We start from the raw sequence: 25973 nt of genomic DNA on the forward strand, positions 1-25973 counted from the left end.
AGTTCGCCGACGGCGCGAATGCACCGCCCCCCGCCTGGGAATACTCCGATCAGACCGGCCCCGAGGCCACCGGGGCAGCGGGGGCCGGCTTGCCGCGGATGACGCAGGGTCATCCGCCCTGGAGGCCTAGTGGTCAGTTCCAAGAGCCGCCGGACACCAGACCGGCGCACGTACGTTCTCGACACCAGTGTGCTCCTGGCGGACCCGCTCGCCATGACCCGTTTCGAGGAGCACGAGGTCGTCCTCCCGGTGGTCGTGGTGACGGAGCTGGAGGCCAAGCGGCACCACCCGGAGCTGGGGTACTTCGCCCGGCAGGCGCTGCGACTGCTCGACGACTACCGGATCCGCTTCGGCCGCCTCGACGAGCCGATCCCGGTCGGGGAGTTCGGCGGCACCATCAGGGTGGAGCTCAACCACTCCGACCCGTCGATACTGCCGGCCGGCTACCGGGCCGGTGGCGGCGAGGCCGACACCCGGATCCTGGCGGTGGCCCGCAACCTGCAGGCCGAGGGGTACGACGTCACCGTCGTCTCCAAGGACCTCCCGCTGCGGATCAAGGCGTCCTCGGTCGGCCTGCTCGCCGAGGAGTACCGGGCCGAGCTGGCGATCACCTCCGGCTGGACGGGCATGTCCGAGCTGCACGTGCCCGCCGACGACGTGGACGCGCTGTTCGCGGCCGGCCACGACGCCGGGGTGGACGTCGAGGGTGTCGCCGAGCTGCCGGTGCACACCGGGCTCGTGCTCACCTCCGAGCGGGGCAAGGCACTCGGCCGGGTGACCGGGGACGGCCGGGTGCGGCTGGTGCGCGGGGAGCGCGAGGCGTTCGGCCTGCGCGGGCGCAGCGCCGAGCAGCGGGTGGCGCTGGACCTGCTGCTCGACCCGGAGGTCGGGATCGTCTCGCTGGGCGGCCGGGCCGGTACCGGCAAGTCCGCGCTGGCGCTGTGCGCCGGCCTGGAGGCGGTCCTGGAGCGGCAGCAGCACCGCAAGGTGATGGTCTTCCGGCCGCTGTACGCGGTCGGCGGGCAGGAGCTCGGCTACCTCCCGGGCAGCGAGTCGGAGAAGATGAGCCCCTGGGCCCAGGCGGTCTTCGACACCCTCTCGGCGGTCACCACCCCGGACGTGATCGAGGAGGTCATCTCCCGGGGCATGCTGGAGGTCCTGCCGCTCACCCACATCCGCGGGCGTTCCCTGCACGACGCCTTCGTGATCGTGGACGAGGCGCAGTCGCTGGAGCGCAACGTCCTGCTGACGGTGCTGTCCCGGATCGGCCAGGGCTCGCGGGTGGTGCTCACCCACGACGTGGCGCAGCGGGACAACCTCCGGGTCGGCCGGTACGACGGCGTGGTGGCGGTGGTGGAGAAGCTGAAGGGGCATCCGCTCTTCGCGCACATCACGCTGACGCGCTCGGAGCGTTCGCCGATCGCGGCGCTGGTGACGGAGATGCTGGAGGACGTCAACCCGTGATCCACCGATGTCCGGCGTTCCGGACATCAGCGGACAAAAGCATCAATTCCTAGCACGGAGCCCGTTCCTGAGGGAGCGGGCTCCGCCCTTTTCATCACATCGAGTGCCTCGCGTTGGACGAACGCCGGTTCGGTGATTGTGACATCCGCCACGCAACGGGGAATTGCGTCGACAGGTCCCCGTGCGGCATGGTGAGGGTTCTGTCAGGCCCCGCGTACGGCATGGCAGGGCTTCCGGGAGACCGGGGGTCCGGCCCGGACGGTCCACCAACTCCGGTCGGTGGACGCACAATTGAAAACCGCGAGCCGTACGCCGCCCGATCGCAACGCCCGGTCGCCTCACCTCGGCCGGACGCCGGGTCAGTCCCTCCCGTGACCAGCACCGTACGGAGGGCCGCGTCAAGGGGCATCTTGCGCCCGTACGGTCACGCGTGGGCGATGCTGGAAGGAATCCATGTGACTCGGATCTCGGTCCGGGGAGTTGCTGTCGCCTCCGCCACCGCCGTCACCGCTGTCGGTGCCGTGGTGGGTATGGCGTCGGGCAGCGAGGGCAAGACGACGCAGACGGTCGATGTCGCCGGCGCGACGCTGCTTGCCGAAGTCCCCTCCGGCGCCCAGGCGCAGACCATCAGCGACAACATCGGCACGCAGGCATCCGCCCAGCAGGCCGCCGCCGACGCCGCCGCCAAGGCCGCCGCCGAGCAGAAGGCGGCCGAGGAGGCCGCCCGCCAGCAGGCCGCCGCCGAGGCGCAGGCCAAGGCCGACGCCGCCGCCAAGGAGGCCGCCGACGCCGCCGCCAAGGCCGAGGCGGAGAAGGCCGCGAAGGCCGCCGACGAGAAGCGCAAGGCCGACGAGGCCGCCGCCAACCGCTCCAAGGCCCGCTCGGCGATGGCCGCCACGGACAGCACCGCGCCGTCCGCCCCGGCGGTCTCGGTCAGCCCCGGTTCGGTGCAGGAGCTGGCCCAGCAGATCATCGGCAACGACGCCCAGTTCCAGTGCTTCAGCCAGATCGTGAAGCGCGAGAGCGGCTGGAACTACACCGCCACCAACAAGAGCTCCGGCGCGTACGGCCTGGTCCAGGCGCTGCCCGGCTCCAAGATGGCCTCGGCCGGCGCCGACTGGCGCACCAACCCGGGCACCCAGATCAAGTGGGGTCTCGGCTACATGAACAGCCGCTACGGCAGCCCCTGCGGCGCCTGGTCGTTCTGGCAGTCGCACCACTGGTACTAGGAACACCCGGTACCGGGAACGCCGCCGCGGTGTCTCCGACTCGCCGACGGGCCGCGCCGCCCGTGTCGCGCTGACCAGTGCGCCCGCGGGCGGTGCGGACCCGGGTGCGGACGCGGGGACGGGGAGGGGTCCTGGTAGCTCCCCGCGCCGGCCGGTCCGCCGACAGTTGGCTCCGGGTTCCCGACCGACTCCTCCCCGCCACCGGGTGTCTGAAACCACCCGGGACATGCTGTTTTGCCCCGGAATCGGCCCCGAAGATCCCGCACGGATCGCGCCCGCGGGGCGGACTCACCGCGCCCCGGCCGGGTAGCGTCTTCCTGACGGCCGTGGCGGGACCCACGGCGTGCCGCCGCACCGGGCGGCTCCGGCGGGGAGAAGTGGTAGCGAGCATGGCGCGGGGCGGAAAGGCCTTCAAGGCCGTGGCCAAGGGCATGGCCGTGGCGGCGAGCGCGGCGGCCGTGATCGAGCGACGCCGGCGGGCCGCGATGGCGGCCGACTTCCACGAACCGCCGCTCGCCCCGGTGCCCCCGCCGTCCGGCCCGCTGCCGGTGGACCCGCTGCCGGGGCCACGGACCGAGGCCGCTCCGGTGGCGCCCGCCGTCCCCGCTCCCGCTCCCGCGCCGGCCCCGCCGTCCCCTCCGGTTCCCCCTCCCGTTCCCTCCCACGGGCACTTCGGCCGGCCCGCCACCCCCGCCGAGGCGGTGCCGTGGGGCCTGCGGGTCGCCGCCGAGTCCACCTGGCGGCTGCTGCTGCTCGGCGCCGCGCTGTACGTCGTCTTCTACATCGTCGACATGCTGCGGCTGGTCGCCTTCGCGGTGCTCGCCTCGCTGCTGATATCCGCGCTGCTGGAACCCACCGTCTCCTGGCTGCGCCGCCACGGCGTCCCGCGCTCGCTGGCCGCCGGCGGGGTGTTCATGAGCGGACTGGCCGGCATCGGACTGGTCGGCTGGTTCGTGGTCTGGCAGGTGACCACCAACCTGGAGACCGTCACCAGCAAGGTCAAGGCCGGTGTCGACCAGCTGCGGGACTGGCTGATCACCGGGCCGCTGCACCTGACCGAGCAGCAGATCACCGACTTCGCCAACCAGATCACCAAGGCGATCAGCACCAACACCGAGCAGATCACCTCGGCCAGCATCACCGGCGCGCAGATCGCCGTCGAGGTGCTGACCGCCGTCCTGCTCGCCTTCTTCACCACCTTCTTCCTGCTCTACGACGGCGAGCGGATCTGGAACTGGGCGCTGCGCGGTCTGCCCCGGCACTCCCGCTACGCGATGGCCGGCGCCGGCCCGAAGGCCTGGGCCACGCTCACCGCCTACGTCCGCGGCACTGTCTGCGTGGCCTTCATCGACGCGGTCTGCATCGGCACCGGCATCCAGCTGCTCGGGGTGCCGATGGCGCTGCCGCTCGCCGTGATCATCTTCCTGGGCGCCTTCGTCCCGCTGGTCGGCGCGCTGGTCACCGGGACGGTCGCGGTGCTGATCGCGCTGGTCACCACGACGCCGTGGACGGCGCTGATGGTGCTGGTCGTCCTGATCGCCGTCCAGCAGATCGAGGGCCATGTGCTCCAGCCGCTGATCCTCGGCCGCGCGGTGCGCGTCCACCCGCTCGGCGTCGTGCTCGGCGTGGCCGCCGGCTCCATCATCGGCGGCATCGGCGGCGCCATCGTCGCCGTCCCCCTGATCGCCGTCACCAACACCGTGGTCACCCACCTCCGCCGCCGCAACGAGGCCGGCCAGGCCGTCTTCACCGCCCTCGAAGCCGCCCGCGAAGCCGCCACCCGCCCCCCGGCCCCCTGACCACCCGTCCCCGACGTACGCGGACGGGCCCCTCGCCGGGACTCGGGGGAGTCCGGGGGAGGGGCCCGTTCGGGGTGGTGCGGGTCAGGCGGTGACGGTCGCGAGGGCGGCCTCGGAGTCGAGGACACCGGCGACGGCCTGGAGGACCGCGGCGATCTTCATCGAGGCCTGGACGACCTCGCGGTCGACGCCGGCCTTGCGCAGGACGGCCTCGTGGGAGTCGAGGCACTGGCCGCAGCCGTTGATCGCGGAGACCGCGAAGCACCAGAGCTCGAAGTCGACCTTCTCGACGCCCGGAGTGCCGATGATGTTCATCCGCAGACCGGCCCGCATGCTGCTGTACTCCTTGTCGGAGAGCAGGTGCAGCGTCCGGTAGTAGACGTTGTTCATCCCCATGATCGCGGCCGCGCCCTTGGCGGCGTTGTACGCCTCCGGGGAGAGGTTGGCCTTGGCCTCCGGCTCCAGCTCGCGCAGGACGGCGGGGCTGCGGGTGGCCATCGCGCAGGAGAGGACGGTGCCCCACAGCTGCTGGGCGGGGAGGTCGGAGTTGCCGATGACCGAGCCCAGGTTGAGCTTGAGGTCCTTGGCGTAGTCCGGGAGGGCGGACTTCAGGTCGTCGAGGGCCATGGATCAGCCCGCCAGGAGGGCCTGGGCGTCGAGGGTGTCCTCGCCCTTGTTCCAGTTGCACGGGCACAGCTCGTCGGTCTGCAGGGCGTCCAGCACCCGCAGGACCTCCTTGGGGTTACGGCCGACGGAGCCGGCGGTCACCATGACGAACTGGACCTCGTTGTTCGGGTCGACGATGAAGACGGCGCGCTGGGCGGTGCCGTCCGCGTTCTCGACGCCGCAGGCGCGCATCAGGTCGTGCTTGATGTCGGCCAGCATCGGGAACGGCAGGTCGTTGAGGTCCTTGTGGTCCTTGCGCCAGGCGTGGTGCACGAACTCCGAGTCGCCGGAGACGCCGAGGATCTGGGCGTCGCGGTCGGCGAACTCCTCGTTCAGCTTGCCGAACGCGGCGATCTCGGTCGGACACACGAAGGTGAAGTCCATCGGCCAGAAGAAGACGACCTTCCAGCCCTTCTGGTCCTCCGAGGTGTAGTCCTTGAACTCCAGCTTGTCGGCGGACGGGCCTTCCACGCCCTTGAGGTTGTAGGCCGGGAACTGGTCACCGATCGTCAGCACGTTAGCTTCTCCTGTGAGGGGTGGGGAGTTTGTCCGGTTTGCGGAACGGGTTCCACCATTCCACATCGTGGACTGATCAGGGAAATAGCTACACTCGATGTGTCTGATCGGAGAGAGTTATCAACAGTCCCACGCCCCCCTCCCGCCCCGCCCGTCGCAGGGCTCCCGCCCGCAAACCCGAGGCGACTGTGGCGAACGCCACCTCGCGCAGCCCCCGGACGCCCACGGTCGCCCAGCTCAGGGCCTTCGTGGCGGTGGCCGAGCACCGGCACTTCCGGGAGGCCGCCGCGGCCACCGGGACGAGCCAGCCGGCGCTCTCCGGGGCGGTCGCGGCGCTGGAGGAGTCGCTGGGCGCGCAGCTCGTCGAGCGTACGACGCGCCGGGTGATGATCACTCCACTGGGGGAGCGCGTACTGGAGCACTCGCGCCGGGTGCTCGCCTCCCTGCAGGCCCTCACCGAGGAGGTGGAGGCCGCCCGCCGCCCGTTCACCGGACCGCTGCACCTGGGCGTGATCCCGACCGTCGCGCCCTATCTGCTGCCGACCGTGCTGCGGCTGGTCCGCGACCGCTACCCGGAGCTGGAGCTGCACGTCCACGAGGAGCGGACGCCCTCGCTGCTGGAGGGGCTGGCCGCCGGGCGGCTGGACGTGCTGCTGCTGGCGCTGCCGGCCGGTGGGAGCACGCCGACCCGGGACATCCCGCTGTTCGACGAGGACTTCGTCCTGGTCACCCCGCCCGACCACGAGCTGGCCGGCCGGGCCGACGTGCCGCGCGACGTGCTGCTCGACCTGGACGTGCTGCTGCTGGAGGAGGGCCACTGCCTGCGCGACCAGGCCCTCGACATCTGCCGCGAGGTCGGCGCCGACCCGGCCGGCTCCACCACCCGGGCGGCCGGCCTGTCGACCCTGGTGCAGCTGGTGGCCGGCGGCCTGGGGGTGACCCTGCTGCCCGCCACGGCGCTGGACGTGGAGGCGGGCCGCGCCGACCGGCTGGCCGCCGTCCGCTTCGCCGCGCCCGCGCCGGGCCGTCGGATCGGCCTCGCCACCCGGCCGGGCTCGGCCCGCAGCGCCGAGTACGACCGCTTCGCCGCCACGCTGCGCGAGGTGCTGGCCGAGCTGCCGGTCCGGATCGTCGAGCCGTAGGGCGCGTCCTCAGACCCCGGCGGGGGCGCCGAGGCAGAGGCCGACCGTGGTGGCGACCAGCAGGTCGAGCGCCCGGCGGGACTCCTCCTCGGGGTCCTCGCCGGCGGCCTTGAGGACCAGGTAGCGGTCGGTCAGCCCGTTGAAGCCGGCCAGGAAGTACACCGCGATCTCCTGCGCGGGCAGCGTCAGCGGCTGTTCGTGGGCGGCGGCGAGCCCGGTGAGGAGCTCGGCGGCGGTGGCCTCGATCTCGTGCTGGACCGCCCGCATGATCTCCTGCAGGTCCAGGTCGCGCAGCGCCATCGCGGAGAACTCGGTGATCAGGGCGCACCTGCCACGCTCGCCGACGGCGCTGTCCCACAGGGCGTAGACCATCGTGCGGACCTGCTCGCCGAACGGGCCCTCGTCCGGCGCGGACGCCCGCACCTGGCCGATGAAGTCGGCGGTCAGCTGCTCGACGACGGCCCGGTAGAGGTCCTTCTTGGTGCCGAAGGTGTAGTGCACCGTCGCCTGCGCCACGCCCAGCTCGGCCGCGATGGCGCGGGTGCTGCCGGCGGCCACGCCCTCGCGGGCCATCAGGTCGATGGCGGCCTGGATGAGTTGGGGGCGCCGTTCGGCGGCCGGGACATGAGCCATTGGGCCAGGGTATCGCCATGTTCGCACAACTGGATCGATCGATTTCGTCACACGCTCTCGTCGATTGACTTTGTCACGTGACTAAGTTGCGCGTACGGTGGTGCGGACGACTGGGCGACGAGCCCGGAACGACCCGACCCGAAGGTGACGCATGGCCACCTACCTGTACCGCCTGGGCCGCCGCTGCTTCCGCCGCAGGCGTACCGTGCTCGCCGTCTGGCTGGCCCTGCTGATCGCCGTCGGCGGCGCGGCGGCGGCCTTCGGCGGCGCGACCTCCGAGGAGTTCAAGGTCCCCGGCACCGAGGCCCAGACGACCCTGGACCGGATCAAGGGCACCTTCCCCGAGCAGGGCCACGGCTCCGCCCAGGTGGTCTTCGCCACCGAGGCGCCCGGCGGCATCGCCGCCCCCGAGACCGCCAGGGCGGTGGGCGAGGCGGTCACCCGGATCGCCGCCGTCCCGGGCGTCGCGGGCGTCCCCGACCCGTACGCCACCGGCGCGCTGTCCCCGGACGGCAAGGTGGCGCTGGGCCTGGTCTCCTTCGACGGCAAGCTCGGCGACATCACCGACCAGCAGCGCGACGCCGTCCGGGCGGCGGCGGACCCGGCCCGCGCGGCCGGGGTCACGGTCGCCTTCGGCGGCGACGCCTACAACCAGATGGCCCAGGTGGACGGCGGCGAGGCGATCGGACTGGTGGTGGCCGGGCTGGTCCTGGTGATCACCCTGGGCTCGCTGGTCGCGGCCGGGCTCCCGTTGGCCACCGCCCTGATCGGCGTCGGCGTCGCGATGGCCGGCGTGCTCACGGTGGCGGGCTCGTTCGAGATCATCTCCACCGCGCCGGTGCTGGCGCTGATGGTGGGCCTCGCGGTCGGCATCGACTACGCCCTGTTCATCCTCTCCCGGCATCGCCGCCACCTCGCCGAGGGGCTGGAGCCGGAGGAGGCCGCCGCCCGCGCCAACGCGACCGCCGGCAGTGCCGTGGTCTTCGCCGGGCTCACCGTCGTGGTCGCCCTGGCCGGCCTGGCCGTCGCCGGGGTGCCCTTCCTGACCGTGATGGGCCTGGCCGCCTCCGGCGCGGTCGTCGTCGCGGTGCTCGTCGCGATCACCCTGCTGCCCGCCCTGCTCGGCTTCGTCGGCCGCGGCATCGACCGGCTGCCGGTCTGGCGGGGCGCGCTGCGGACCGGCGGGCGCACGACGCTGGGCGAGCGCTGGGCGGGCTTCGTGGTGCGCCGTCCGCTCACCGTCCTGCTGGCCGGCCTGGCCACGCTGGTCGCGCTCGCCGTGCCCGCCGCGAGCCTGACCCTCGGCCTGCCCGGCGGCGGCTCGCAGGCCAAGGGCACCGACGCCCGCACCGCGTACGACCTGGTCGACCGCAGCTTCGGCCCCGGCTTCAACGCCCCGCTGGTGGTCGTGGTCGACGCCGCGGACGCCGCGCAGCCGGAGCAGGCGGTGCAGGGCGTGGCGGGCCGGCTCGCCGCCCTGCCCGGCGTGCAGACGCTGCTCCCGCCGCAGCTGGACCAGCCGAGCCGCACCGCGCTCGTCCCGGTGATCCCGAAGACCGGCCCGGACCACGCCGACACCCGGCAGCTGGTCACCGACATCCGCGACCAGCGGGACGCGATCCAGGACGGGACCGGCGCGCGGATCGACGTCACCGGCACCACCGCCGCCAACATCGACGTCTCCGCCAAGCTCTCCGACGCGCTGCCGCCGTTCGTCGCGGTGATCGCGGGCATCGCCCTGGTGCTGCTGGCGCTGGCCTTCCGCTCGATCCTGGTGCCGCTGAAGGCGGTCGCGGGCTTCCTGCTCTCCATCACGGCCTCGCTCGGCGCCGTCGTCGCGGTCTACCAGTGGGGCTGGCTGGACGGTCTGATCGACGTGCCGAAGGTCGGCCCGGTGGTCAGCTTCGTGCCGATCCTGCTGATCGGCGTGCTGTTCGGGCTGGCGATGGACTACGAGCTGTTCCTGGTCTCCGGGATGAAGGAGCAGTACGTGCACGGCGCGGCTCCGCGCGAGGCGGTGGTGGCCGGGGTGAAGAACGGCGCCCGGGTGGTCACCGCGGCCGCCCTGATCATGATCGCGGTCTTCGGCTCGTTCGTCTTCGGCCACGACCCGATCGTCCAGCCGATCGGCTTCGCGCTCGCGGTGGGCGTGCTGGTGGACGCCTTCGTGGTGCGGATGGCCCTGGTGCCGGCCGCGATGACGCTGTTCGGCCGGGCCGCCTGGTGGTTCCCGAGGAGCCTGGACCGGGTGGTGCCGCGGGTGGACATGGAGGGCGAGCAGCTGATGGCCCGGCTGGAGTCCACCGGGGGCGACGCCGCCCGGGACGCGAAGGAGCCCGCGCGGGTCTGACCCGATCGCGAGGGGCCGCCCCGGCGAACCGCGCCGGGGCGGCCCCTTCGCGCGTCACGGCGGGCGCGTCACGGCGTGCGTGTCATAGCGGGGGCGTCATGGCAGGCGCTGCTCGAACCAGACCACCTTGCCGGTGCCCAGCCGGGTCGCGCCCCAGCGCTCGGCGCACCGGGCCACTATCTGCAGGCCCCGCCCGCGCTCGTCCTCCGGCCCGGTCCGGCGGGGCCGGGGCAGCAGCGGACTGTCGTCGCCGACCTCGCAGCGCAGCCGGGTGGTGCGGACCAGGCTCAGGGTCACCGGGCGGGTGGCGTGCTGGACGGCGTTGGTGACCAGCTCGCTGACCATCAGTTCGGTCGCCTCGGACAGCTCCTCCAGCCCCCAGCGGCGCAGGGTGTGCGCGGCCAGCCGGCGCGCCCGCCCGGGGGTCTCGTTGCGCGGCTGGAGGTACCAGTGCGCGACGTCCCCGGCCGGGATGCCGTCGAAGCAGGCGGCCAGCAGCGCGATGTCGTCGCCCCGGTCGCCGGGCGGCAGGATCCGCAGCGCCTCCTGGCAGAGGTGCTCGGGCGCGTGCCGCTGGGCGCCGGCGAGCCGGGCGCGGAGCAGTTCGAGGCCGTCGCTGAGCGGCCGGTTGCGGGTCTCCACCAGGCCGTCGGTGAACAGCAACAGGGCCGAACCGGGCGGGGCGGGCAGTTCGACGGAGGAGAAGTCCACTCCGCCGACGCCGATCGGCGCGCCGGCCTCCAGGTCGAGCAGCTCGGCCGCGCCGTCCGGCCGGACGAGCACCGGCGGCACGTGCCCGGCGTTGGCGAGCACCACCCGGTTGGCGATCGGGTCGTAGACGGCGTAGACGCAGGTCGCCAGGTGCTGTTCGCGGCCGAGCCGCTGGGCCTGCTCGTCCAGGTGGTAGAGCACCTCGTGCGGCGGCAGGTCGAGCGCGGCCAGGGTCTGCGCGCTGGTGCGCAGCTGGCCCATGATGGCCGCCGAGGTCAGCGAGTGGCCCATCACATCGCCGACGATCAGTGCCACCCGGTTGCCGGGCAGCGGCACGGCGTCGTACCAGTCGCCGCCGACCTGGGCGCCGCGCTCGCCGGGCAGGTAGCGCTGGGCGAGTCGGACGCCGTGCGGCTGGGGCAGGCGCAGCGGCAGCATGCTGCGCTGGAGCTCGTTGGCTATCTCCCACTCGCGGGCGTAGCGCAGCGCGGTGTCGACGGCCAGCCCGGCCTGGGTGGCGAGGTGGGCGGCGGTGGCGGTGTCGGTGGCGTCGAAGCCGGGCCGGCCGCTCTTGGCGGACGGGCGCCGGATCAGCACCAGCAGTCCGAGCACGGCCTTGCGCCCGCGCAGCGGCAGGGCGAGCACCGAGGTCCCGGGGCTGAGCCGGGCCAGGCCGCGGGCACCGTACAGCTCGCGCAGCAGCTCGGTGGTGCGGGCGCTGCCGCTGTCCTCGGCGGCGCCGAGCACCACCGGTTCGGCGGGGCGGCGGCTGAGCAGGGTGTGGGCGAGCGCGCCGCCGCGGGTGACCGGGGTGGCGGGGCCGGGGTCGGCGGTGGAGCGGGCGCCGTACCGGCTGCCGTAGCGGTCGCGCCGGTCGTCGCCGGCCGGGCGTCCGCGCCGGCCCAGCCGGGTGCCCTGGCTGTGGTGGATCCGCAGCTGCTCGGGGAAGCCGGGCTCGCGTTCGACGTTGGGCAGCGGGTCGCGCAGGTGGACGACGGCGGCGTCGGCGAGGGCGGGGACGAGCACCCGGCCGGCGTTGCGCAGGGTGGCGGCCAGGTCGAGCGCGCTGTTGATCCGCCGGGTCGCGGAGTCGAGGTAGGCCAGGCGTTCGGGGACCTGCTCCGGGGGCGAGGACGGGCGGCGCGGGGTCGGCAGGGCAGGCGGCTGTCCGGCCTCGGGTTTGAGCTGGTCGCGCACGGGTGCCTGTCCTGGGATCGGTACGGTCTGTGGTCTGTCGGGGGACTGCCGGGGACTGCCTGGGCCTGCGGTCCGGCCCGTCAGCCGGTCCGCCGGCAGTGGAGGAAGAGCTGCTCCTCCGGCGGCAGCGAGGTGCTGGCGGGCACGTACGGGCGGCCCTCCCGCTCCTCGACCACGAACCCGGCGGCCAGCAGGACCCGTTCGAGATCCTCCCGCAGGTACCCGCTGATCCGCAGCTCCCGGCCGAGGAACGGCAGGGGAGCGTGGTCGAGGTCCGCCTCGACCATACCGAGCGCCAGCAGCCCGCCGGGCCGCAGCAGGGTGTGCAACCGGCCCAGCACGGTGGGGATCTCGTCCTGGGGGAGCAGGATCAGCGAGAAGAAGGCGGTGACCGCGTCGAAGCTGCCCCGCCCGGCGGGGCCGAGCCGCGGCAGGTTCCAGGCGGAGGCGGCGCGCTCGGTGGCGAGGTCGTACATGTCGATGCGGTGCAGGGCTGGCGGGTACGGCCCGGGGTGACGGGCCTGCCGGGCCAGGGTCAGCATGACGTCGGAGAGGTCCACCCCGGTGACCCGCATCCCGGCCTCGGTCAGCTGGCGGACGGTCGGCTCGCCGTTGCCGCAGCCGACGTCCAGCACGGTGGCGCCCGGCTCCAGTCCGGCCAGCAGTCGGCGCCCGCAGGCCAGCTGGCCGTCCTTCGAGGGGAACGCCTCGGCGTAGCCGGTGCCGATGGTGTCGAAGGCGACCGCCTGGAGGGCGCGTTCGGCCCGGCGGCGCAGGACGTCGGACCCGTCGTCGCCACCCGCGTCCTCGTCGACGGGGAACGGATCCGATATCTGTCCGGTCGTCACGATTGAGAGGCACCTTTCGGCCGGGCCTCCGGTCGGCCGGACGAGGCGCGAGGCCGGACCGCCGTCTCCTCCCGGCGCCCGCGCTGCCCCGCCGGCCCGCTGCCGGTGGCGGTACGTCACGCTCCCCGCGTCACAATGACTGCATTGCCACGCTGACTGCACGCTGACACTTTGCACAGACTCTTTGCACAGAGACACTCTGCACTGCGGGAGCGCCGCCGCGCTGCCTTTTCCGGATTGCTCCACCGGAGAAGTGCACTCGTGTGTGTACTGGCCTCCGAGAATATGCGTGATCACTCCGCCATGGGGTCCGTTTCCGGCCAACTCGTGGCGGTTGGCCGGTGCCGCACCCCCGTCCGGAAGCACGGGGCGCGGGCCGGGGTGGTGCGGCCGGTCCCCGCACGCCGTGCGGCGGGCCGTCGGAACCGCCCCGACCTGCGGTTCCACCCGTCCCGGGGGCCGACTATCGGGCGTTTATCGAACGTCAATCGGGCCGGTGCACAGTGGTGTCCAGCGCCGGGGAAGCGTTGAAGGCGTTCCCGCAGCCGGGGGGCTGCGGGAGCGCCGGACGCTCACGGGGGAAGGCCTCCACGGGGGACACGGGGGAGCGGAGGCCTCACGGCGCGGGGGGAGAGAGGGGCTCGGTGTGCTGCTGGGAGATGAGGTTCGCCACGGGGGAGGCCTCGGGCACACCGAGCCGGATGAAGATGGCGTGTGCCTCGCGCAGACACGCCAGGCCGCGCGCGGGCTGGGCGAGGGCGAGCAGAGCCTCGCCCAGCGCGGCGTCGGCCAGGCCCTGGCAGTAGGCGGAGTCCATCTCCAGCCCGATCGCCAGCGACTCCTCGGCGGCCTCGGCGGCCTCGGCCTGCTGGCCGGCGACGAGCAGCGCGGAGGAGAGCCGGGCCAGGGTGTAGCCCTCGCGCAGCCGGTTCTGCTGCGACCGGTAGAGCCGGTGGGACTCGCGCAGGTGCTCGGCGGCGGTCGCGGGGTCGTCGGCGGAGGAGAGGACGACGCCGAGCTGGTACAGGGTGTCGGCCAGGCAGGGGCCGTTCTTGGAGGCGCGCGCGGTGGCGACCGCCTCGGTGACCGAGCGGACGGCCGTCTCGACCATGCCCAGGCCGAGTTGGGCCCGGGCCATGTTGCCGAGCAGACGTGCCTCGCCGATCGGCGCGCCCACCACGCGGCTGATGGCGAGGGCCTGCTCGAAGAACGGCAGCGCCTCGGCGGGCCGGTTCGCGAGGCTGAGGACGATGCCGAGGTCGTTGGCCGCCATGCTCCGCAGAACGGTCATGTCGTTCGCGTCCTGCAGGCCGAGGCTCGTGCGGAGCGAGTGCTCGGCGCCCTGGAAGTCGTTGGTGATCGACCGCAGCGTCCCGAAGGCGAAGTGGATCCGGGCGAGCGCCGCCGAGTCCCCGTACCGTCCGGCGTTCTGCTCCGCCGCTTCCAGCATGCGGCGCACGCGGGCCCCGTGGGTCGGGTCCTCCACCAGACTGCCGAGGATGATCAGCAGGTCGACGGCGGGTCGCAGCAGCGGGCCCGGGCCCTGGACCGCGGCCTCGACCGAGCTGAGCAGCAGCGCGGTCTCGGTCCGGAGCCACTCCCGGGCGAACGCGTTGGTGATCAGTGCGATGCCGGTCGAGCCGGGCACGTTGAGCGGCTCCGGCAGCTGGTCGTCGGGCTCGATGGCCTGCGCGGCGTTGCGGACCGTCGCCAGCAGCAGGTCGAGCAGCCGCAGCACGGCGGCCTGCTGCTCCTCGACGTCCCCCACCCGCTCGTTCTGCCGCTGCGCGTAGAGCCGGAGCAGGTCGTGGTAGCGGTAGCGGCCCGCGGAGAAGGTCTCCAGCATGTTGGCCTCGACGAGCCCCTCGGCGAGGTCCTCGGCCTCGGTCTCGTCCACGCCGAGCAGGGCCGACACCGCCGACAGCGGCAGGTCCGGCGAGTCCACCACCGAGAGCAGGCGGAAGGCCCGGGCCTCGGCGGGGGAGAGCTGTCCGTAGCCGAGCCCGATGGTGGTTTCCACGGCGAGGTTGCCGAGCTGGAGCTCGTCCAGGCGCCGGCGCTGATCGGCTAAGCGGCGGGCGAGGTCCGAGACGCTCCAGCGCGGACGGCTGGCGAGCCGGGCCGCGGCGATCCGGACGGCGAGCGGCAGGAAGCCGCAGGCGGTCACCACCGCCATGGCCGCCTCCGGTTCGGCGGCGACGCGCTGCTCGCCGACGATCGCGGAGAACAGCGCCAGCGCCTCCTCCTCGGTCAGCTCCTCGACGTCCACCAGGTGCGCGCCGGGGATGCCGGCCAGCCGGGAGCGGCTGGTGGCGAGCACCGCACAGCTGGAGACCCCGGGGATCAGCGGCCGGATCTGCTCGGCGTCCTGGGCGTTGTCGAGCAGGATCAGCATCCGCCGGCTGGCGAGCAGCGAGCGGTAGAGCGCGGCGCGCTGCTCCAGCGAGTCCGGGTTGTCGGTGACGCCCAGGGCGTGCAGGAAGTCACCGAGCACTACCGCCGGGTCGGCGGGCGAGGCGCCGGCGCCGCGCAGGTCCACGTAGAGCTGGCCGTCCGGGAACTCCGCGCGCACCCGGTGGGCGACGTGCACGGCGAGCGTGGTCTTGCCGACGCCGCCGATGCCGGCCAGCGAGGTGACGACCACGGCCTGGCCGGTGGCGTTCATCAGCACGGCCGAGAGGTCGGCGACCATCTCCGTGCGGCCGCTGAAGTCCGAGACATCGGCGGGCAGTTGGGCCGGAGCGGGCGGGGCGGCCGGCTCCTCCTCGCGGGCGACGGCGGGCGGTGCGGGCGCGGTGGGCAGGGTCAGCGCCGGGTCGGCGGCGAGGATCCGGGAGTGCATGGTGGAGAGCCCGGCGCCCGGTTCGACGCCCAGCTCGTCGATCAGCAGCTTGCGGGTGTCGGTGTAGACGCCCAGCGCCTCCGCCTGCCGGCCGCAGCGGTACAGCGCGAGCATCAGCAGTTCGCGCAGCCGCTCGCGCAGCGGGTGCTCGGCGGTGAGCGAGTTCAACTCGCCCACCACGTCGGCGTGCAGGCCGATGTCGAGGGCGAGCGCGCACCGCTCCTCGGCGACCGCGACCTGCCGCTCGGCCAGCCGCAGCCGCTGGGCGTCCGCGTACGGGCCGGGGACGCCGGTGAGCGGGCGGCCGGCGAACAGCGCGAGCGAACGGAGCAGCAGCCGGTGGGCGCTGTCCAGGTCACCGGTGTTGCGGGCGGTCGCGGCCTCGGCTGCGAGCTGCTCGAAGACCGTCATGTCCAGGGCCCCGCCCGGGATGTGCAGGGCGTAGCCGTCGGCGACCGAGACCAGGAACTCGGCGGGCCGCCGCACCTCGCGGCGCGGTTCGATGACCGTGCGCAGCCGGGAGACGTAGGTGCGCAGCGCCGCCACCGCCTGGGCGGGCGGGCGCTCGCCCCAGAGTCCGTCGACGAGGTCCTGCGTGGTGACCGGGCGCCCGGCGTGCAGCAGGAGCATGGTCAGTACGGCCTGCTGCTGCGGCGAACCGAGGGCGAGCTGCCTGTCGTCGAGCCAGGCCTGGACCGGACCGAGTACCTGGAAGCGCAGCGCCGGTGCGGGCGGCGTCTCCCGCAACTCCATGTGGTCCCCCGATGGCCTGGTGTCGATTTCCCGGTAGGGCGCTCGGCGGTTCCGCCCTTGTGGTGGCATCAGCTTAGGCGGGGGCCCGACTCTGCCGGACGGCACGGTCAGCCGCACGTTGTTTATCGGACATTTAATCAAGCCTACGATACTGAGCCCGCGCCCCCGCCAATCCGGTGGGGCGGAACACTGTTTGATGACCGAAAGGCGGCCCACGCATGGCCAACGACCAGAGTGAGTCCCCCGCGGTGAGCGCGCAGGCCGACGAGGCCGTCGAGGGCGCGGTCGCCGCGACCTCCGACGCGGCCGGCTACGCCGAGCCCTCCGCCGACCGGAAGGCCGACCTGGAGGACGACTTCTTCGGCGACGAGGCCCAGTACGTGGTGGAGACCGAGGTTCCGGCCGACGGCGGGGCGGCCACCGAGCGCGAGCCGCAGGGCGTCATCTCCAGCCACCCGTAAGCACGTCGTACCAGCGGTTCCAGGGGGGAACGCTTGACCAGGCTCCGTCGTCTCGCGGTCGTCGCCGTCTCGACGATCGTGGTGACCACCGGCTACCTCGTGACGGCCACCGGCGCATCCGCTGGTGTGATCACCGGTCACCCGTAGCCCATCCAGCACCCGTGTGCCCCGCACTCCGCCGTCCCGGTGGTGCGGGGCGCACGTCGTGGGGGGCGGGGGATTAGGTGGGAAATACGGGTATTCGGGAATTCTGATCGTGCGCCGATGATGGTCGACGGGCCGCCGGGAAAGCGGCCCGGTCCGCGTCCGGTGGCCGGAACTCGCCGGTGCGCTTGCCCGCCGGGGCGGGCATTAGGCCGCGTGGGCGGCCGAGGGCCCGGCCCGCCGGGCGGGCCCGGTCCGTCCGGCCGGCTCGGCCGCGGCGGCGCTCTCGCGGGCCGCCCCGCCGCCGGCCGGGGCCGCGGGGGTGACGTGCTCGGGGCGGGCGGTCCACTCGCAGCCGCCCTCGGGCGGGCGGAGGTAGTGCTCCCCACCGATGGTGTCCATGTAGATGCCGGTACGCCCGGTCCTGGTGTCGAGGACCGGTTCCCCCACGCGCGGCCGGTAGGCCGCGGCGGCGCGCTTTCGGATGCTCACCGCGCTGCTCCTTGCTGCTCCGGTGCGGGCGCGGCGACGGTGGTGGCCGGCCCTGGTCGCTGTCGTGGCTTGGCTTGGTTCGGCTCTGCTCGGCGACTACCCAGCATCTCTAGAGAAGCTAATATCTCTAGAGATGTCAACGGTCGAACCGGTCCTATCGGCTTACCGCAGACCGAAGGCGCGCCTACGATTTCCGGCGAGGGACGAGGGAGACGGCGATGGTCGGCAGCAGCAACGGCGAGAAGCAGCCCAAGTACCAACGGATCGCCGACACGCTGAAGGCGGCCATCGACGCCGGCGAGTACCGCCCGGGCGACCGGCTCCCCGGCGAGAACGACCTGATGGACACCTACGGCGTGGCCCGGATGACCGCCCGCCAGGCGCTCGGGGTGCTGCAGAGCGAGGGCATCGCCGAGGCCCGCCGCGGGGCGGGCGTCTTCGTCCGCGACTTCCGGCCGCTGCGCCGGCGCGGGATCCAGCGGCTCGCCCAGGGACAGTGGGGCTCGGGCCGCTCGATATGGTCGGCCGACATCGACCGCCGCAGCCTGGTCGTCGACCAGGTCACGGTCACCGAGCAGGGCGCGCCGGAGCACGTGGCCCGGGTGCTCGGAGTCGACCCGGGCGCGCCGATGTGCGTGCGCCACCGGCGCTTCGTGCTGGACGGCAAGCCGGTCCTGCTGTCGACCTCCTACCTCCCGGCGGGCCTGGTCGCGGGCACCGCGATCACCCGCGAGGACACCGGCCCCGGCGGCACCTACGCCCGCCTCGCCGAGATCGGCGCCAAGCCGGTGCACTTCCGCGAGGAGGTCCGCTCCCGGATGCCGAGCGCCGAGGAGGCCACCCGCCTCGAACTCTCCGCCGGCACCCCCGTCATCCTCATCTGCCGCACCGCCTTCGCCGACGAGGGCCAGGTCGTCGAGCTGAACGAGATGACCCTCGACGCCGCCTCCTACGTCCTTGAGTACGACTTCGACGCCTGAGCGCCTGAGCGCCTGACCGGCCGCCCGCGTCACCCGTCGTGGTGGCGGGGCCCCGAGGACCTTCACCCACCCCGCCGAACGGGCCCGCCCCGGGCGCGGTGGTGCGGCCGGGGCGGGGGTGGTGCCGGGATGGGGCGGGGCGGACTACTCCTTGGAGCGGACGCGCAGGCTGGTGATCAGCGGGCCCTCGGTGGTCTCGCGGAAGAAGTCGTTGCCCTTGTCGTCGACGACGATGAAGGCCGGGAAGTCCTCGACCTCGATGCGCCAGACGGCCTCCATGCCGAGCTCGGCGTACTCCAGGACCTCGACCTTCTTGATGCAGTCCTGGGCGAGGCGGGCGGCCGGGCCGCCGATGGAGCCGAGGTAGAAGCCGCCGTGCTGGGCGCAGGCGTCGGTGACCTGCTTGGAGCGGTTGCCCTTGGCCAGCATGACCATCGAGCCGCCGGCGGCCTGGAACTGGTCGACGTAGGAGTCCATCCGGCCGGCCGTGGTGGGGCCGAAGGAGCCGGAGGCGAAGCCCTCGGGGGTCTTGGCCGGGCCGGCGTAGTAGACCGGGTGGTCCTGGAGGTACTTGGGCATGCCCTCGCCGGCGTCCAGGCGCTCCTTGATCTTGGCGTGCGCGATGTCGCGGGCGACGACCAGGGTGCCGGTGAGCGAGAGGCGGGTCTTCACCGGGTACTTGGAGAGCTCGGCGCGGATCGCGGACATCGGCTGGTCGAGGTCGATGCGCACCACGCCGTCGTCGCTCCCGGCGGAGCCGCTGACCAGCAGGGCCTCGTCGGTGGTGTCCGGCAGGTACTTCGCCGGGTCGGTCTCCAGCTGCTCCAGGAAGACGCCCTCGGCGGTGATCTTGCCGAGCGCCTGGCGGTCGGCCGAGCAGGAGACGGCCATCGCGACCGGCAGCGAGGCGCCGTGGCGCGGGAGGCGGACCACGCGCACGTCGTGGCAGAAGTACTTGCCGCCGAACTGGGCGCCGATGCCGATCTTCTGGGTCAGCTCGGTGACCTTGGCCTCCAGCTCCAGGTCGCGGAAGCCGTGGCCGGTCTTCGCGTCGCCGGAGGTCGGCAGGTTGTCCAGGTAGTGCGCGGAGGCGTACTTGGCGGTCTTCAGCGCGAACTCGGCGCTGGTGCCGCCGATCACGATCGCCAGGTGGTACGGCGGACAGGCCGCGGTGCCCAGCGAGCGGATCTTCTGCTCCAGGAACGAGAGCATGCCGGCCTCGTTCAGGATCGCCTTGGTCTCCTGGTACAGGTACGACTTGTTGGCCGAGCCGCCGCCCTTGGCCATGAAGAGGAACTTGTAGGCGTCGCCGTCGGTCGCGTACAGCTCGATCTGCGCCGGCAGGTTGTTGCCGGTGTTCTTCTCGTCCCACATGGTCACCGGGGCCATCTGGGAGTACCGCAGGTTCAGCTTGGTGTACGCGTCGTAGACGCCGCGCGCGATGGCGGCCTCGTCGCCGCCCTCGGTGAGCACGTTCTGGCCGCGCTTGCCCATGACGATGGCGGTGCCGGTGTCCTGGCACATCGGCAGGATGCCGCCGGCCGAGATGTTGACGTTCTTCAGCAGGTCCAGCGCGACGAAGCGGTCGTTCGGGCTGGCCTCGGGGTCGTCCAGGATGCGGCGCAGCTGGGCGAGGTGGGCCGGGCGCAGGTAGTGCGAGATGTCGTGCATCGCCTCGGCGGTGAGCAGCCGCAGGGCCTCGGGCTCGACCTGCAGGAACGTGCGTCCGCCGGCCTCGAAGGTGGAGACGCCTTCGGAGGTGAGCTTGCGGTAGGGGGTCGGGTCAGCGCCCAGGGGGAGCAGGTCGCTGTACTCGAAGTCCGGCGTGGGAGCCATGGGGGCGGTCCTTAGGTGTCCAGTTGTGCCGGTGTTCCGGCTGCGTCGGCGAAGCACCCTGGAGGGGCGAAAGCACCCTCAAGGGTAGGACCCGGCGATTTCCCGCACGCGGGAAGGTCCGCCTGCGTGACCAGGGTCACCCGGGGCTTGCCCCGGTGACTAGGCTTGCCCTCGTGGACAACTCGCCGTCGAAGGACCCGCAGGACCAGCGGATGGACGATCAGGGGCAGCGGCCCGTACCGATGACCAAGCCCGCGGCGGCGCCGCCCGCACCGCCCGCGCACGCCCCGGTGGCGCAGGCCGAGATGCGGGCCTCGGACGCCGATCGCGAACGGGTCGCGGAGCTGCTGCGCGATGCCTACGCCGAGGGGCGGCTGGACGTCGAGGAGCACGCCGAGCGGATCGAGGCGGCCTACGCGGCCAAGACCCTGGGCGAGCTCGTGCCGCTGACCCGGGACCTCCCGGTGCACCGCGAGATCTCCTTCGAGAAGCCGCCGCTGGGCGCCCCGGAGCCGGCGGCCGGCCCGCGGCCGGAGGGCCCGGTGCGGCTGCCGGCCCGCAACGAGGCGCCGACCATGCTGGCGGTCTTCGGCGGCTCGTCCCGCAAGGGCCGCTGGCGGGTGGGCTCCCACCTGCGGGCCATGGCGATCTTCGGCGGGGTCGAGATCGATCTGACCGACGCCGTGTTCGAGTCGCCCGAGGTGGTGATCGACGTGGTGGCGATCTTCGGCGGGGTGGAGATCAAGGTGCCGGAGAACGTCAGCCTGCACGGCGGCGGCGTCGGCATCTTCGGCGGCTTCGACGTCAAGGAGCAGACCGCGGCCGACCCGTACGCGCCGGTGGTGCGGGTGAAGGGCACCGCGGTGTTCGGCGGGTGCGAGGCCAAGCCGCGCCGGGGCAAGAAGCTCAAGGAGTGGGTGCGCAAGCAGCTCGGCGCCGACTGAGCCGCGCACGGACGACCGGCCCGCTGCCCGGCCCGGGAGGCGACTCCCGGCCGGGCACTCGTCATGGCGCCGAGTGCACGCTGTAGTCGGTTGCGTGCAGTGTGCATGAATCGCTCGGGCGTGGGGTAGTTCCTCTGGCACATCGCTTCTTGTACGGCTGCGTACCGGAGGCGGCCTGAGGCCGGCCCGGGGGTGTGAACGGGGGCCCGCAGCTGGGCAGGGGAGCGAGCTTCCCCGTGTCCGAGAGCCTCGTCAGGAGTACGGCCGTGCTGCATCCGATCGAGTCCCGCACCACCTCGTCCGCCGTCCCCGCGCCGGCCGCCCCGTCTCCGGTCGCGCGGCCGTCCGCCGCCGCCTCGCCGGTGGTCGCGGCCCAGCTGCTGGAGCGGCGCCCGGCCCCGCAGCCGGCGGGTGAGGACAATCCGTGGCACACCGCCGCGGCCTGTCGGCGGGACGAGGTGGGCCTGTTCTTCGCGCCGTCCAAGGAGCCGACCGCGGCCCGGCTGTCGCGCGAGGAGCAGGCGAAGCAGGTGTGTGCCCGGTGCCCGGTGCTGCTGGACTGCCGGGAGCACGCGCTGGCGCAGCCCGAGCCGTACGGGGTCTGGGGCGGACTGACGGCGGCCGAGCGCCGGGTGGTGCTGGCGCGTCGCCGCCGCCGGGACGCCGAGCTGCGCGAGGCGGCCAGGGTGCCGGCGTCGCGCGGCCGGATCGCGGGCTGACCCGGCGCGGGCCGGGGGCGAGCAGACCGCCCGCGGTCTCGGCGAAGGGGGATTTCGCCGAGACCGCGGGCCGAGTCGTGCCTTCGGACCCCTGGGTCCGGGTCAGTTGGCGCGGTCGAAGTCGATCGCGCTGTAGGCCCGCAGCTTGGACAGCTTGTGGGTGGAGTCGATCTGCCGGATGGTGCCGCTCTTGGAGCGCATCACCAGCGAGCTGGTGGTGGCGGTCTCCTGGCGGTAGTGCACGCCGCGCAGCAGCTCGCCGTCGGTGATGCCGGTGGCGACGAAGAACACGTTCTCGCCGCTGACCAGGTCGTCGGTGGAGAGCACCCGGTCGAGGTCGTGCCCGGCGTCCAGGGCCTTCTGGCGCTCGGCCTCGTCCTTGGGCCACAGCTTGCCCTGGATCACGCCGCCCATGCACTTCATCGCGCAGGCCGCGATGATGCCCTCGGGGGTGCCGCCGATGCCCATCAGCAGGTCCACGCCGGTGCCCTCGCGGGCGGCCATGATGGCGCCGGCGACGTCGCCGTCGGAGATGTACTTGATCCGGGCGCCCGCTTCGCGGATCTCCCGGACCAGGCCCTCGTGGCGCGGGCGGTCGAGGACGACCACGGTGACGTCTTCGACGGCGATGCCCTTGGCCTTGGCGACCCGGCGGATGTTGACGGCCGGCGGAGCGGTGATGTCGACGAAGTCGGCGGCCTCCGGGCCGGCGACCAGCTTGTCCATGTAGAAGACCGCGCTCGGGTCGAACATGGTGCCGCGGTCGGCGACCGCCAGGACGGCGACCGCGTTGTTCATGCCCTTGGCGGTGAGGGTGGTGCCGTCGACCGGGTCCACCGCGACGTCGCACTCGGCGCCGGTGCCGTCGCCGACCCGCTCGCCGTTGTAGAGCATGGGCGCCTCGTCCTTCTCGCCCTCGCCGATGACGACGATGCCGTTCATCGAAACGGTGGAGACGAGGGTGCGCATGGCCCGGACGGCCGCGCCGTCGGCGCCGTTCTTGTCGCCCCGGCCGACCCAGCGGCCGGCCGCGAGCGCCGCGGCCTCGGTGACCCGGACGAGTTCGAGCGCGAGGTTCCGGTCGGGAGCCTCCGGCGCGACCTCCAGGGCACTGGGCAGGTGGTGCGGGTACTGCGTGGTCATCGTCGTTACCTCTCTGTACGCGACGGCCAGTGAGCGCCCGACTACTGCCTGGTCGAACGCCGTGGTGAGGGTGTTGCGATCGTATCTGCCCCCGGGACGGGTGTCTGTGGCGCGGTCCCCCCGTGGGGACGGGAGCGGCAGGTTCCGAGGCCTTCACCCGGACGTGGACACCCCGGGTGGGCGGGCGCGCGTCGGCATGAGTCACCATGTGGGGGTGGCTGGAGAGAGCAAGGGCATGAGGGGCCGGCAGACGGTGCGGGACATGATCCTGTCGATGCTGGCGGTCGGCGTCGTGGTCTGGGTGGGGTACCTGTTCCTGCCGCACGACGCGGACGGCGACGGCGTCCGCACGGTCGAGTACAAGGTGGCCGCGGCCTCCGCCAAGCGGGCCGCCCCGTACCCGCTGCTCGCCCCGGAGGGCCTGCCCGCGCAGTGGCGGGCCACCTCGGTGACGTACAACCCGGCGGAGCTGAGCAACGGCAAGGGCAACGCCTGGCACCTGGGCTTCGTCACCCCCTCCGGCCAGTACGCGGCCGTGGAGCAGAGCGACGCCAAGCCGGAGGACATGCTCAAGGCGGCGGTCTCCGACGCCAAGCCGGACGGCACCGTGGACGTCGCCGGGCAGACCTGGGAGAAGGTGCAGGGTCCCAAGGCGCGGGCGCTGACCGTGCGGTCCGGCGGGGCGACGACCCTGCTGACCGGCACCGCCTCCTACGAGGAGCTGGCCGAGCTGGCGCAGGCGCTGAAGTAGCCCGGAACGCGAAAGGGCCCCGCACACGCCGTACGCCGTGTGCGGGGCCCTTTCGCGTTCCGGGGCGCTGGGGCTCAGACGGTGGTGACGACCTCGTCGAAGGCCAGGCGCGGGGAGCGCGGGTACCAGGCGCCCTCGCCCGGCTTGCCGATGTTCACGACGGCCAGCACCGAGTGCTCGCCGTCGGCGAAGAACTCCTTGTTGATGCCCTCGGCGTCGTAGCCGGTCATCGGGCCGGCGGCCAGGCCGGCGGCGCGCACGCCGATGATGAAGTAGCCGGCCTGCAGGGCGCCGTTCATCGCGGCCGAGGACTCGCGGACCGGGCGCTCGGAGAAGAAGTCCTTGGCACCGGGGAAGTGCGGGAAGACGGTCGGCAGCTCCTCGTGGAACTCGTTGTCCACGGCGAGGATGGCGGTCAGCGGGGCGGAGGCGGTCTTGGTCTTGTTGCCGTCGCCGAGGTGCTGGACCAGGCGCTCGCGGGCCTCGGCCGAGCGGACGAGGACGACCCGCAGCGGCTGCTGGTTCATCGCCGTCGGGCCGAACTTCACGAGCTCGTAGATGGCCTGGACCTGCTCGTCGGAGACCGGCTCGTTGGTGAAGGTGTTGGCGGTGCGGGCCTCGCGGAACAGCAGGTCCTGGGCGGCGGCGTCGAGAACCAGGGCGTCGGTGGTCATGTCTGTGCACCTCGGGGGAGGAAGGAACGGTGGGGTCCGTCTGTCGGTGAGCGGCCGGGGCCGATCACTGACTCCCAACATAGATGAACATTCAACTGTTCCCCTACTCACTGTGACCTGTCTCACCCCCCCCGCGCGTCACCCCTGCGGCGGAGCTCCCTCCTCGGCGGCCAGCGCGGCGTCCAGCCGGGCCCGCGCGCCGTCCAGCCAGCGCTGGCAGACCTTCGCCAGCTGCTCGCCGCGCTCCCACAGCGCCAGCGACTCCTCCAGCGAGGTGCCGCCGTTCTCCAGCTGCCGGACCACCTCCAGCAGCGCGTCCCGGGCGTGCTCGTAGCCGAGCGCGTCGTCCGGGGTCGGGGTCTGCACGGGGGACGCCGTCGCGTCCTGCTCCTGATCTGCCATGGCAGCCAGCGTAGGGGCCCGCACCGACAGCGCGAACCGCCCCGCGGGCCCGCCCGCTCAGCCGCCGGCCACCGTGACGTCGAAGCCGCCGCCCGCCACCCGGGCGTGCAGCGCCTCGCCCGCCGCGGCCTGCGCCGGATCGGTCACCACCGTGCCGTCGCCCCGCTGCAGCACCGCGTAGCCGCGCTCCAGGGTGGCCGCCGGGGAGAGCGCCACCACCCGGGCCAGGGTGTGCCCGAGGTCGCTCTGCGCGTGGTCCAGCCGGTGGCGCAGCGTGCGCCGGGCCCGCTCCAGCAGGCCGTCCACCTCCTGGCCGCGCCCGTCCAGCATCCGCTGCGGCGCGGCCAGCACCGGGCGGCTGCGCACGCCGTCCAGCCCGTGCTGCTCGCGCTCCACCCGGGCCAGCACGTGCCGCCGGGCCCGGTCGCGCAGCTGGCGGACCTTGGCCAGCTCCTCGCCGACGTCCGGAACCACCCGTTTGGCGGCGTCGGTGGGCGTGGAGGCGCGCAGGTCGGCGACGAAGTCCAGCAGCGGCTGGTCCGGCTCGTGGCCGATCGCGCTGACCACCGGTGTCCGGGCGGCCGCGACCAGCCGCACCAGGCCCTCGTCCGAGAACGGCAGCAGGTCCTCGACGCTGCCGCCGCCGCGGGCCACGACGATCACGTCCACCTCGGGGTGCTCGTCCAGCTCCCGGACGGCCGCGCTCACCCGCTCGACCGCGCTGACGCCCTGCACCGGCACGTTGCGGATCTCGAAGCGGACCGCCGGCCAGCGCCGCCGGGCGTTCTCCAGGACGTCCCGCTCCGCCGCCGAGTCCCGGCCGGTGACCAGCCCGACGCACTGCGGCAGGAACGGCAGCGGCTTCTTGCGGTCCGCGGCGAACAGGCCCTCGCCGGCCAGCCGCCGCTTCAGCTGCTCCAGCCTGGCCAGCAGCTCGCCCAGCCCGACCAGCCGGATCTCGGCGGCCCGCAGCGACAGCTGGCCGCGCGCCGCGTACCACTCCGGCTTGGCGTGCACGATGACCCGCGAGCCCTCCTGCACCGCGTCCGCGACCTGGTCGAAGACGGAGCGGAAGCACGTCACGGTCAGCGAGACGTCGGCCTGCGGGTCGCGCAGCGTCAGGAACACCACGCCCGCCCCCGGCCGCCGGCTGAGCTGGGTGATCTGCCCCTCCACCCAGACCGCGCCGAGCCGGTCGACCCAGCCCCCGATCAGCGCGGAGACCTTGCCGACCGGGAGCGGCGCTTCGGGGGAACTGGGGTTGGCCATGCCCACGA

The 25973-nt window shown here is 73.3% G+C and carries 22 protein-coding genes; 10 read left to right on the forward strand and 12 right to left on the reverse strand.

Annotated elements, in window-relative coordinates; translation table 11 throughout:
* Nucleotides 1-129: 129 nt before the first annotated feature.
* The 3 genes from ACFU9E_RS02315 (at nucleotide 130) to ACFU9E_RS02325 (ending at nucleotide 4492) form a co-directional block, all read left to right on the forward strand.
* Nucleotides 130-1464 carry a PhoH family protein gene (locus ACFU9E_RS02315; protein WP_380680179.1) on the forward strand — a complete coding sequence of 445 codons (1335 nt, stop codon included), beginning with the start codon at nucleotides 130-132 and terminating at the stop codon, nucleotides 1462-1464.
* Between the two features lie 455 nt (nucleotides 1465-1919).
* Nucleotides 1920-2693, forward strand: a complete 774-nt coding sequence (locus ACFU9E_RS02320; protein ID WP_380680181.1) for a lytic transglycosylase domain-containing protein — start codon at nucleotides 1920-1922, stop codon at nucleotides 2691-2693.
* Between the two features lie 389 nt (nucleotides 2694-3082).
* Nucleotides 3083-4492, forward strand: coding sequence for an AI-2E family transporter (locus tag ACFU9E_RS02325; protein ID WP_380680184.1), 1410 nt, complete (start codon nucleotides 3083-3085; stop codon nucleotides 4490-4492).
* Between the two features lie 84 nt (nucleotides 4493-4576).
* Here ACFU9E_RS02325 and ACFU9E_RS02330 read toward each other — a convergent pair whose 3' ends face one another.
* Nucleotides 4577-5119, reverse strand: a complete 543-nt coding sequence (locus tag ACFU9E_RS02330) for an alkyl hydroperoxide reductase (protein ID WP_380680187.1) — start codon at nucleotides 5117-5119, stop codon at nucleotides 4577-4579.
* Nucleotides 5120-5122: 3 nt separating this feature from the next.
* A complete protein-coding gene (locus tag ACFU9E_RS02335; protein ID WP_380680190.1) occupies nucleotides 5123-5674 on the reverse strand; it encodes a peroxiredoxin in 552 nt (183 codons plus the stop codon).
* 188 nt (nucleotides 5675-5862) lie between these two features.
* Here ACFU9E_RS02335 and ACFU9E_RS02340 point away from each other — a divergent pair, with 188 nt between their 5' ends.
* Nucleotides 5863-6816 carry a LysR substrate-binding domain-containing protein gene (locus ACFU9E_RS02340; RefSeq protein WP_380680193.1) on the forward strand — a complete coding sequence of 318 codons (954 nt, stop codon included), beginning with the start codon at nucleotides 5863-5865 and terminating at the stop codon, nucleotides 6814-6816.
* A 9-nt stretch (nucleotides 6817-6825) separates the two neighbouring features.
* On the opposite strand, the gene ACFU9E_RS02345 is transcribed toward ACFU9E_RS02340, so the two are convergent.
* Nucleotides 6826-7449: a TetR/AcrR family transcriptional regulator gene (locus ACFU9E_RS02345; RefSeq protein ID WP_380680196.1), complete on the reverse strand. Its 624-nt coding sequence runs from the start codon at nucleotides 7447-7449 to the stop codon at nucleotides 6826-6828.
* A gap of 151 nt (nucleotides 7450-7600) precedes the next feature.
* Here ACFU9E_RS02345 and ACFU9E_RS02350 point away from each other — a divergent pair, with 151 nt between their 5' ends.
* On the forward strand, nucleotides 7601-9799 hold the full coding sequence (locus ACFU9E_RS02350) for an MMPL family transporter (protein ID WP_380680199.1): 2199 nt from the start codon (nucleotides 7601-7603) through the stop codon (nucleotides 9797-9799).
* A gap of 96 nt (nucleotides 9800-9895) precedes the next feature.
* Here ACFU9E_RS02350 and ACFU9E_RS02355 read toward each other — a convergent pair whose 3' ends face one another.
* The 3 genes from ACFU9E_RS02355 to ACFU9E_RS02365 form a co-directional block, all read right to left on the reverse strand.
* Complete coding sequence (locus tag ACFU9E_RS02355) at nucleotides 9896-11707, reverse strand: SpoIIE family protein phosphatase (RefSeq protein ID WP_380687262.1); 1812 nt, start codon at nucleotides 11705-11707, stop codon at nucleotides 9896-9898.
* A gap of 80 nt (nucleotides 11708-11787) precedes the next feature.
* Nucleotides 11788-12483, reverse strand: a complete 696-nt coding sequence (locus tag ACFU9E_RS02360; RefSeq protein WP_380687268.1) for a class I SAM-dependent methyltransferase — start codon at nucleotides 12481-12483, stop codon at nucleotides 11788-11790.
* A 688-nt stretch (nucleotides 12484-13171) separates the two neighbouring features.
* Entirely contained in the window at nucleotides 13172-16150 is a 2979-nt protein-coding gene (locus ACFU9E_RS02365) for a BTAD domain-containing putative transcriptional regulator (protein WP_380687264.1), read from the reverse strand.
* Nucleotides 16151-16368: 218 nt separating this feature from the next.
* On the opposite strand from ACFU9E_RS02365, the gene ACFU9E_RS02370 reads away from it, so the two are divergent.
* Complete coding sequence (locus tag ACFU9E_RS02370; protein ID WP_380687266.1) at nucleotides 16369-16611, forward strand: hypothetical protein; 243 nt, start codon at nucleotides 16369-16371, stop codon at nucleotides 16609-16611.
* A 351-nt stretch (nucleotides 16612-16962) separates the two neighbouring features.
* On the opposite strand, the gene ACFU9E_RS02375 is transcribed toward ACFU9E_RS02370, so the two are convergent.
* On the reverse strand, nucleotides 16963-17247 hold the full coding sequence (locus ACFU9E_RS02375) for a hypothetical protein (protein WP_380714708.1): 285 nt from the start codon (nucleotides 17245-17247) through the stop codon (nucleotides 16963-16965).
* A gap of 218 nt (nucleotides 17248-17465) precedes the next feature.
* Between ACFU9E_RS02375 and ACFU9E_RS02380 the strand changes: the two genes are divergently transcribed.
* Nucleotides 17466-18227 carry a GntR family transcriptional regulator gene (locus ACFU9E_RS02380; RefSeq protein ID WP_380688668.1) on the forward strand — a complete coding sequence of 254 codons (762 nt, stop codon included), beginning with the start codon at nucleotides 17466-17468 and terminating at the stop codon, nucleotides 18225-18227.
* Between the two features lie 144 nt (nucleotides 18228-18371).
* Here ACFU9E_RS02380 and ACFU9E_RS02385 read toward each other — a convergent pair whose 3' ends face one another.
* Nucleotides 18372-20063: a fumarate hydratase gene (locus ACFU9E_RS02385; RefSeq protein WP_380688670.1), complete on the reverse strand. Its 1692-nt coding sequence runs from the start codon at nucleotides 20061-20063 to the stop codon at nucleotides 18372-18374.
* A 212-nt stretch (nucleotides 20064-20275) separates the two neighbouring features.
* Between ACFU9E_RS02385 and ACFU9E_RS02390 the strand changes: the two genes are divergently transcribed.
* Both ACFU9E_RS02390 and ACFU9E_RS02395 read left to right on the forward strand, forming a co-directional pair.
* Nucleotides 20276-21007, forward strand: coding sequence for a DUF1707 domain-containing protein (locus tag ACFU9E_RS02390; protein WP_380688672.1), 732 nt, complete (start codon nucleotides 20276-20278; stop codon nucleotides 21005-21007).
* A 362-nt stretch (nucleotides 21008-21369) separates the two neighbouring features.
* Nucleotides 21370-21726, forward strand: coding sequence for a WhiB family transcriptional regulator (locus ACFU9E_RS02395; protein WP_355370030.1), 357 nt, complete (start codon nucleotides 21370-21372; stop codon nucleotides 21724-21726).
* Between the two features lie 102 nt (nucleotides 21727-21828).
* Here ACFU9E_RS02395 and glpX read toward each other — a convergent pair whose 3' ends face one another.
* Nucleotides 21829-22869 carry a class II fructose-bisphosphatase gene (glpX, locus tag ACFU9E_RS02400; RefSeq protein WP_355369950.1) on the reverse strand — a complete coding sequence of 347 codons (1041 nt, stop codon included), beginning with the start codon at nucleotides 22867-22869 and terminating at the stop codon, nucleotides 21829-21831.
* Between the two features lie 214 nt (nucleotides 22870-23083).
* On the opposite strand from glpX, the gene ACFU9E_RS02405 reads away from it, so the two are divergent.
* Nucleotides 23084-23620 (forward strand): DUF4245 domain-containing protein, encoded by a 537-nt coding sequence (locus ACFU9E_RS02405; RefSeq protein WP_380690101.1) that lies wholly within the window; start codon nucleotides 23084-23086, stop codon nucleotides 23618-23620.
* Between the two features lie 74 nt (nucleotides 23621-23694).
* On the opposite strand, the gene ACFU9E_RS02410 is transcribed toward ACFU9E_RS02405, so the two are convergent.
* The 3 genes from ACFU9E_RS02410 to xseA form a co-directional block, all read right to left on the reverse strand.
* Nucleotides 23695-24294 (reverse strand): malonic semialdehyde reductase, encoded by a 600-nt coding sequence (locus ACFU9E_RS02410; protein ID WP_380683841.1) that lies wholly within the window; start codon nucleotides 24292-24294, stop codon nucleotides 23695-23697.
* 138 nt (nucleotides 24295-24432) lie between these two features.
* Entirely contained in the window at nucleotides 24433-24696 is a 264-nt protein-coding gene (locus ACFU9E_RS02415) for an exodeoxyribonuclease VII small subunit (protein WP_380683840.1), read from the reverse strand.
* 57 nt (nucleotides 24697-24753) lie between these two features.
* Nucleotides 24754-25965 (reverse strand): exodeoxyribonuclease VII large subunit, encoded by a 1212-nt coding sequence (gene xseA, locus ACFU9E_RS02420; protein WP_380683839.1) that lies wholly within the window; start codon nucleotides 25963-25965, stop codon nucleotides 24754-24756.
* Between the last annotated feature and the right edge of the window lie 8 nt (nucleotides 25966-25973).

Source organism: Kitasatospora sp. NPDC057595 (genome assembly GCF_042800875.1).
Taxonomy (GTDB): Bacteria; Actinomycetota; Actinomycetes; order Streptomycetales; family Streptomycetaceae; genus Kitasatospora.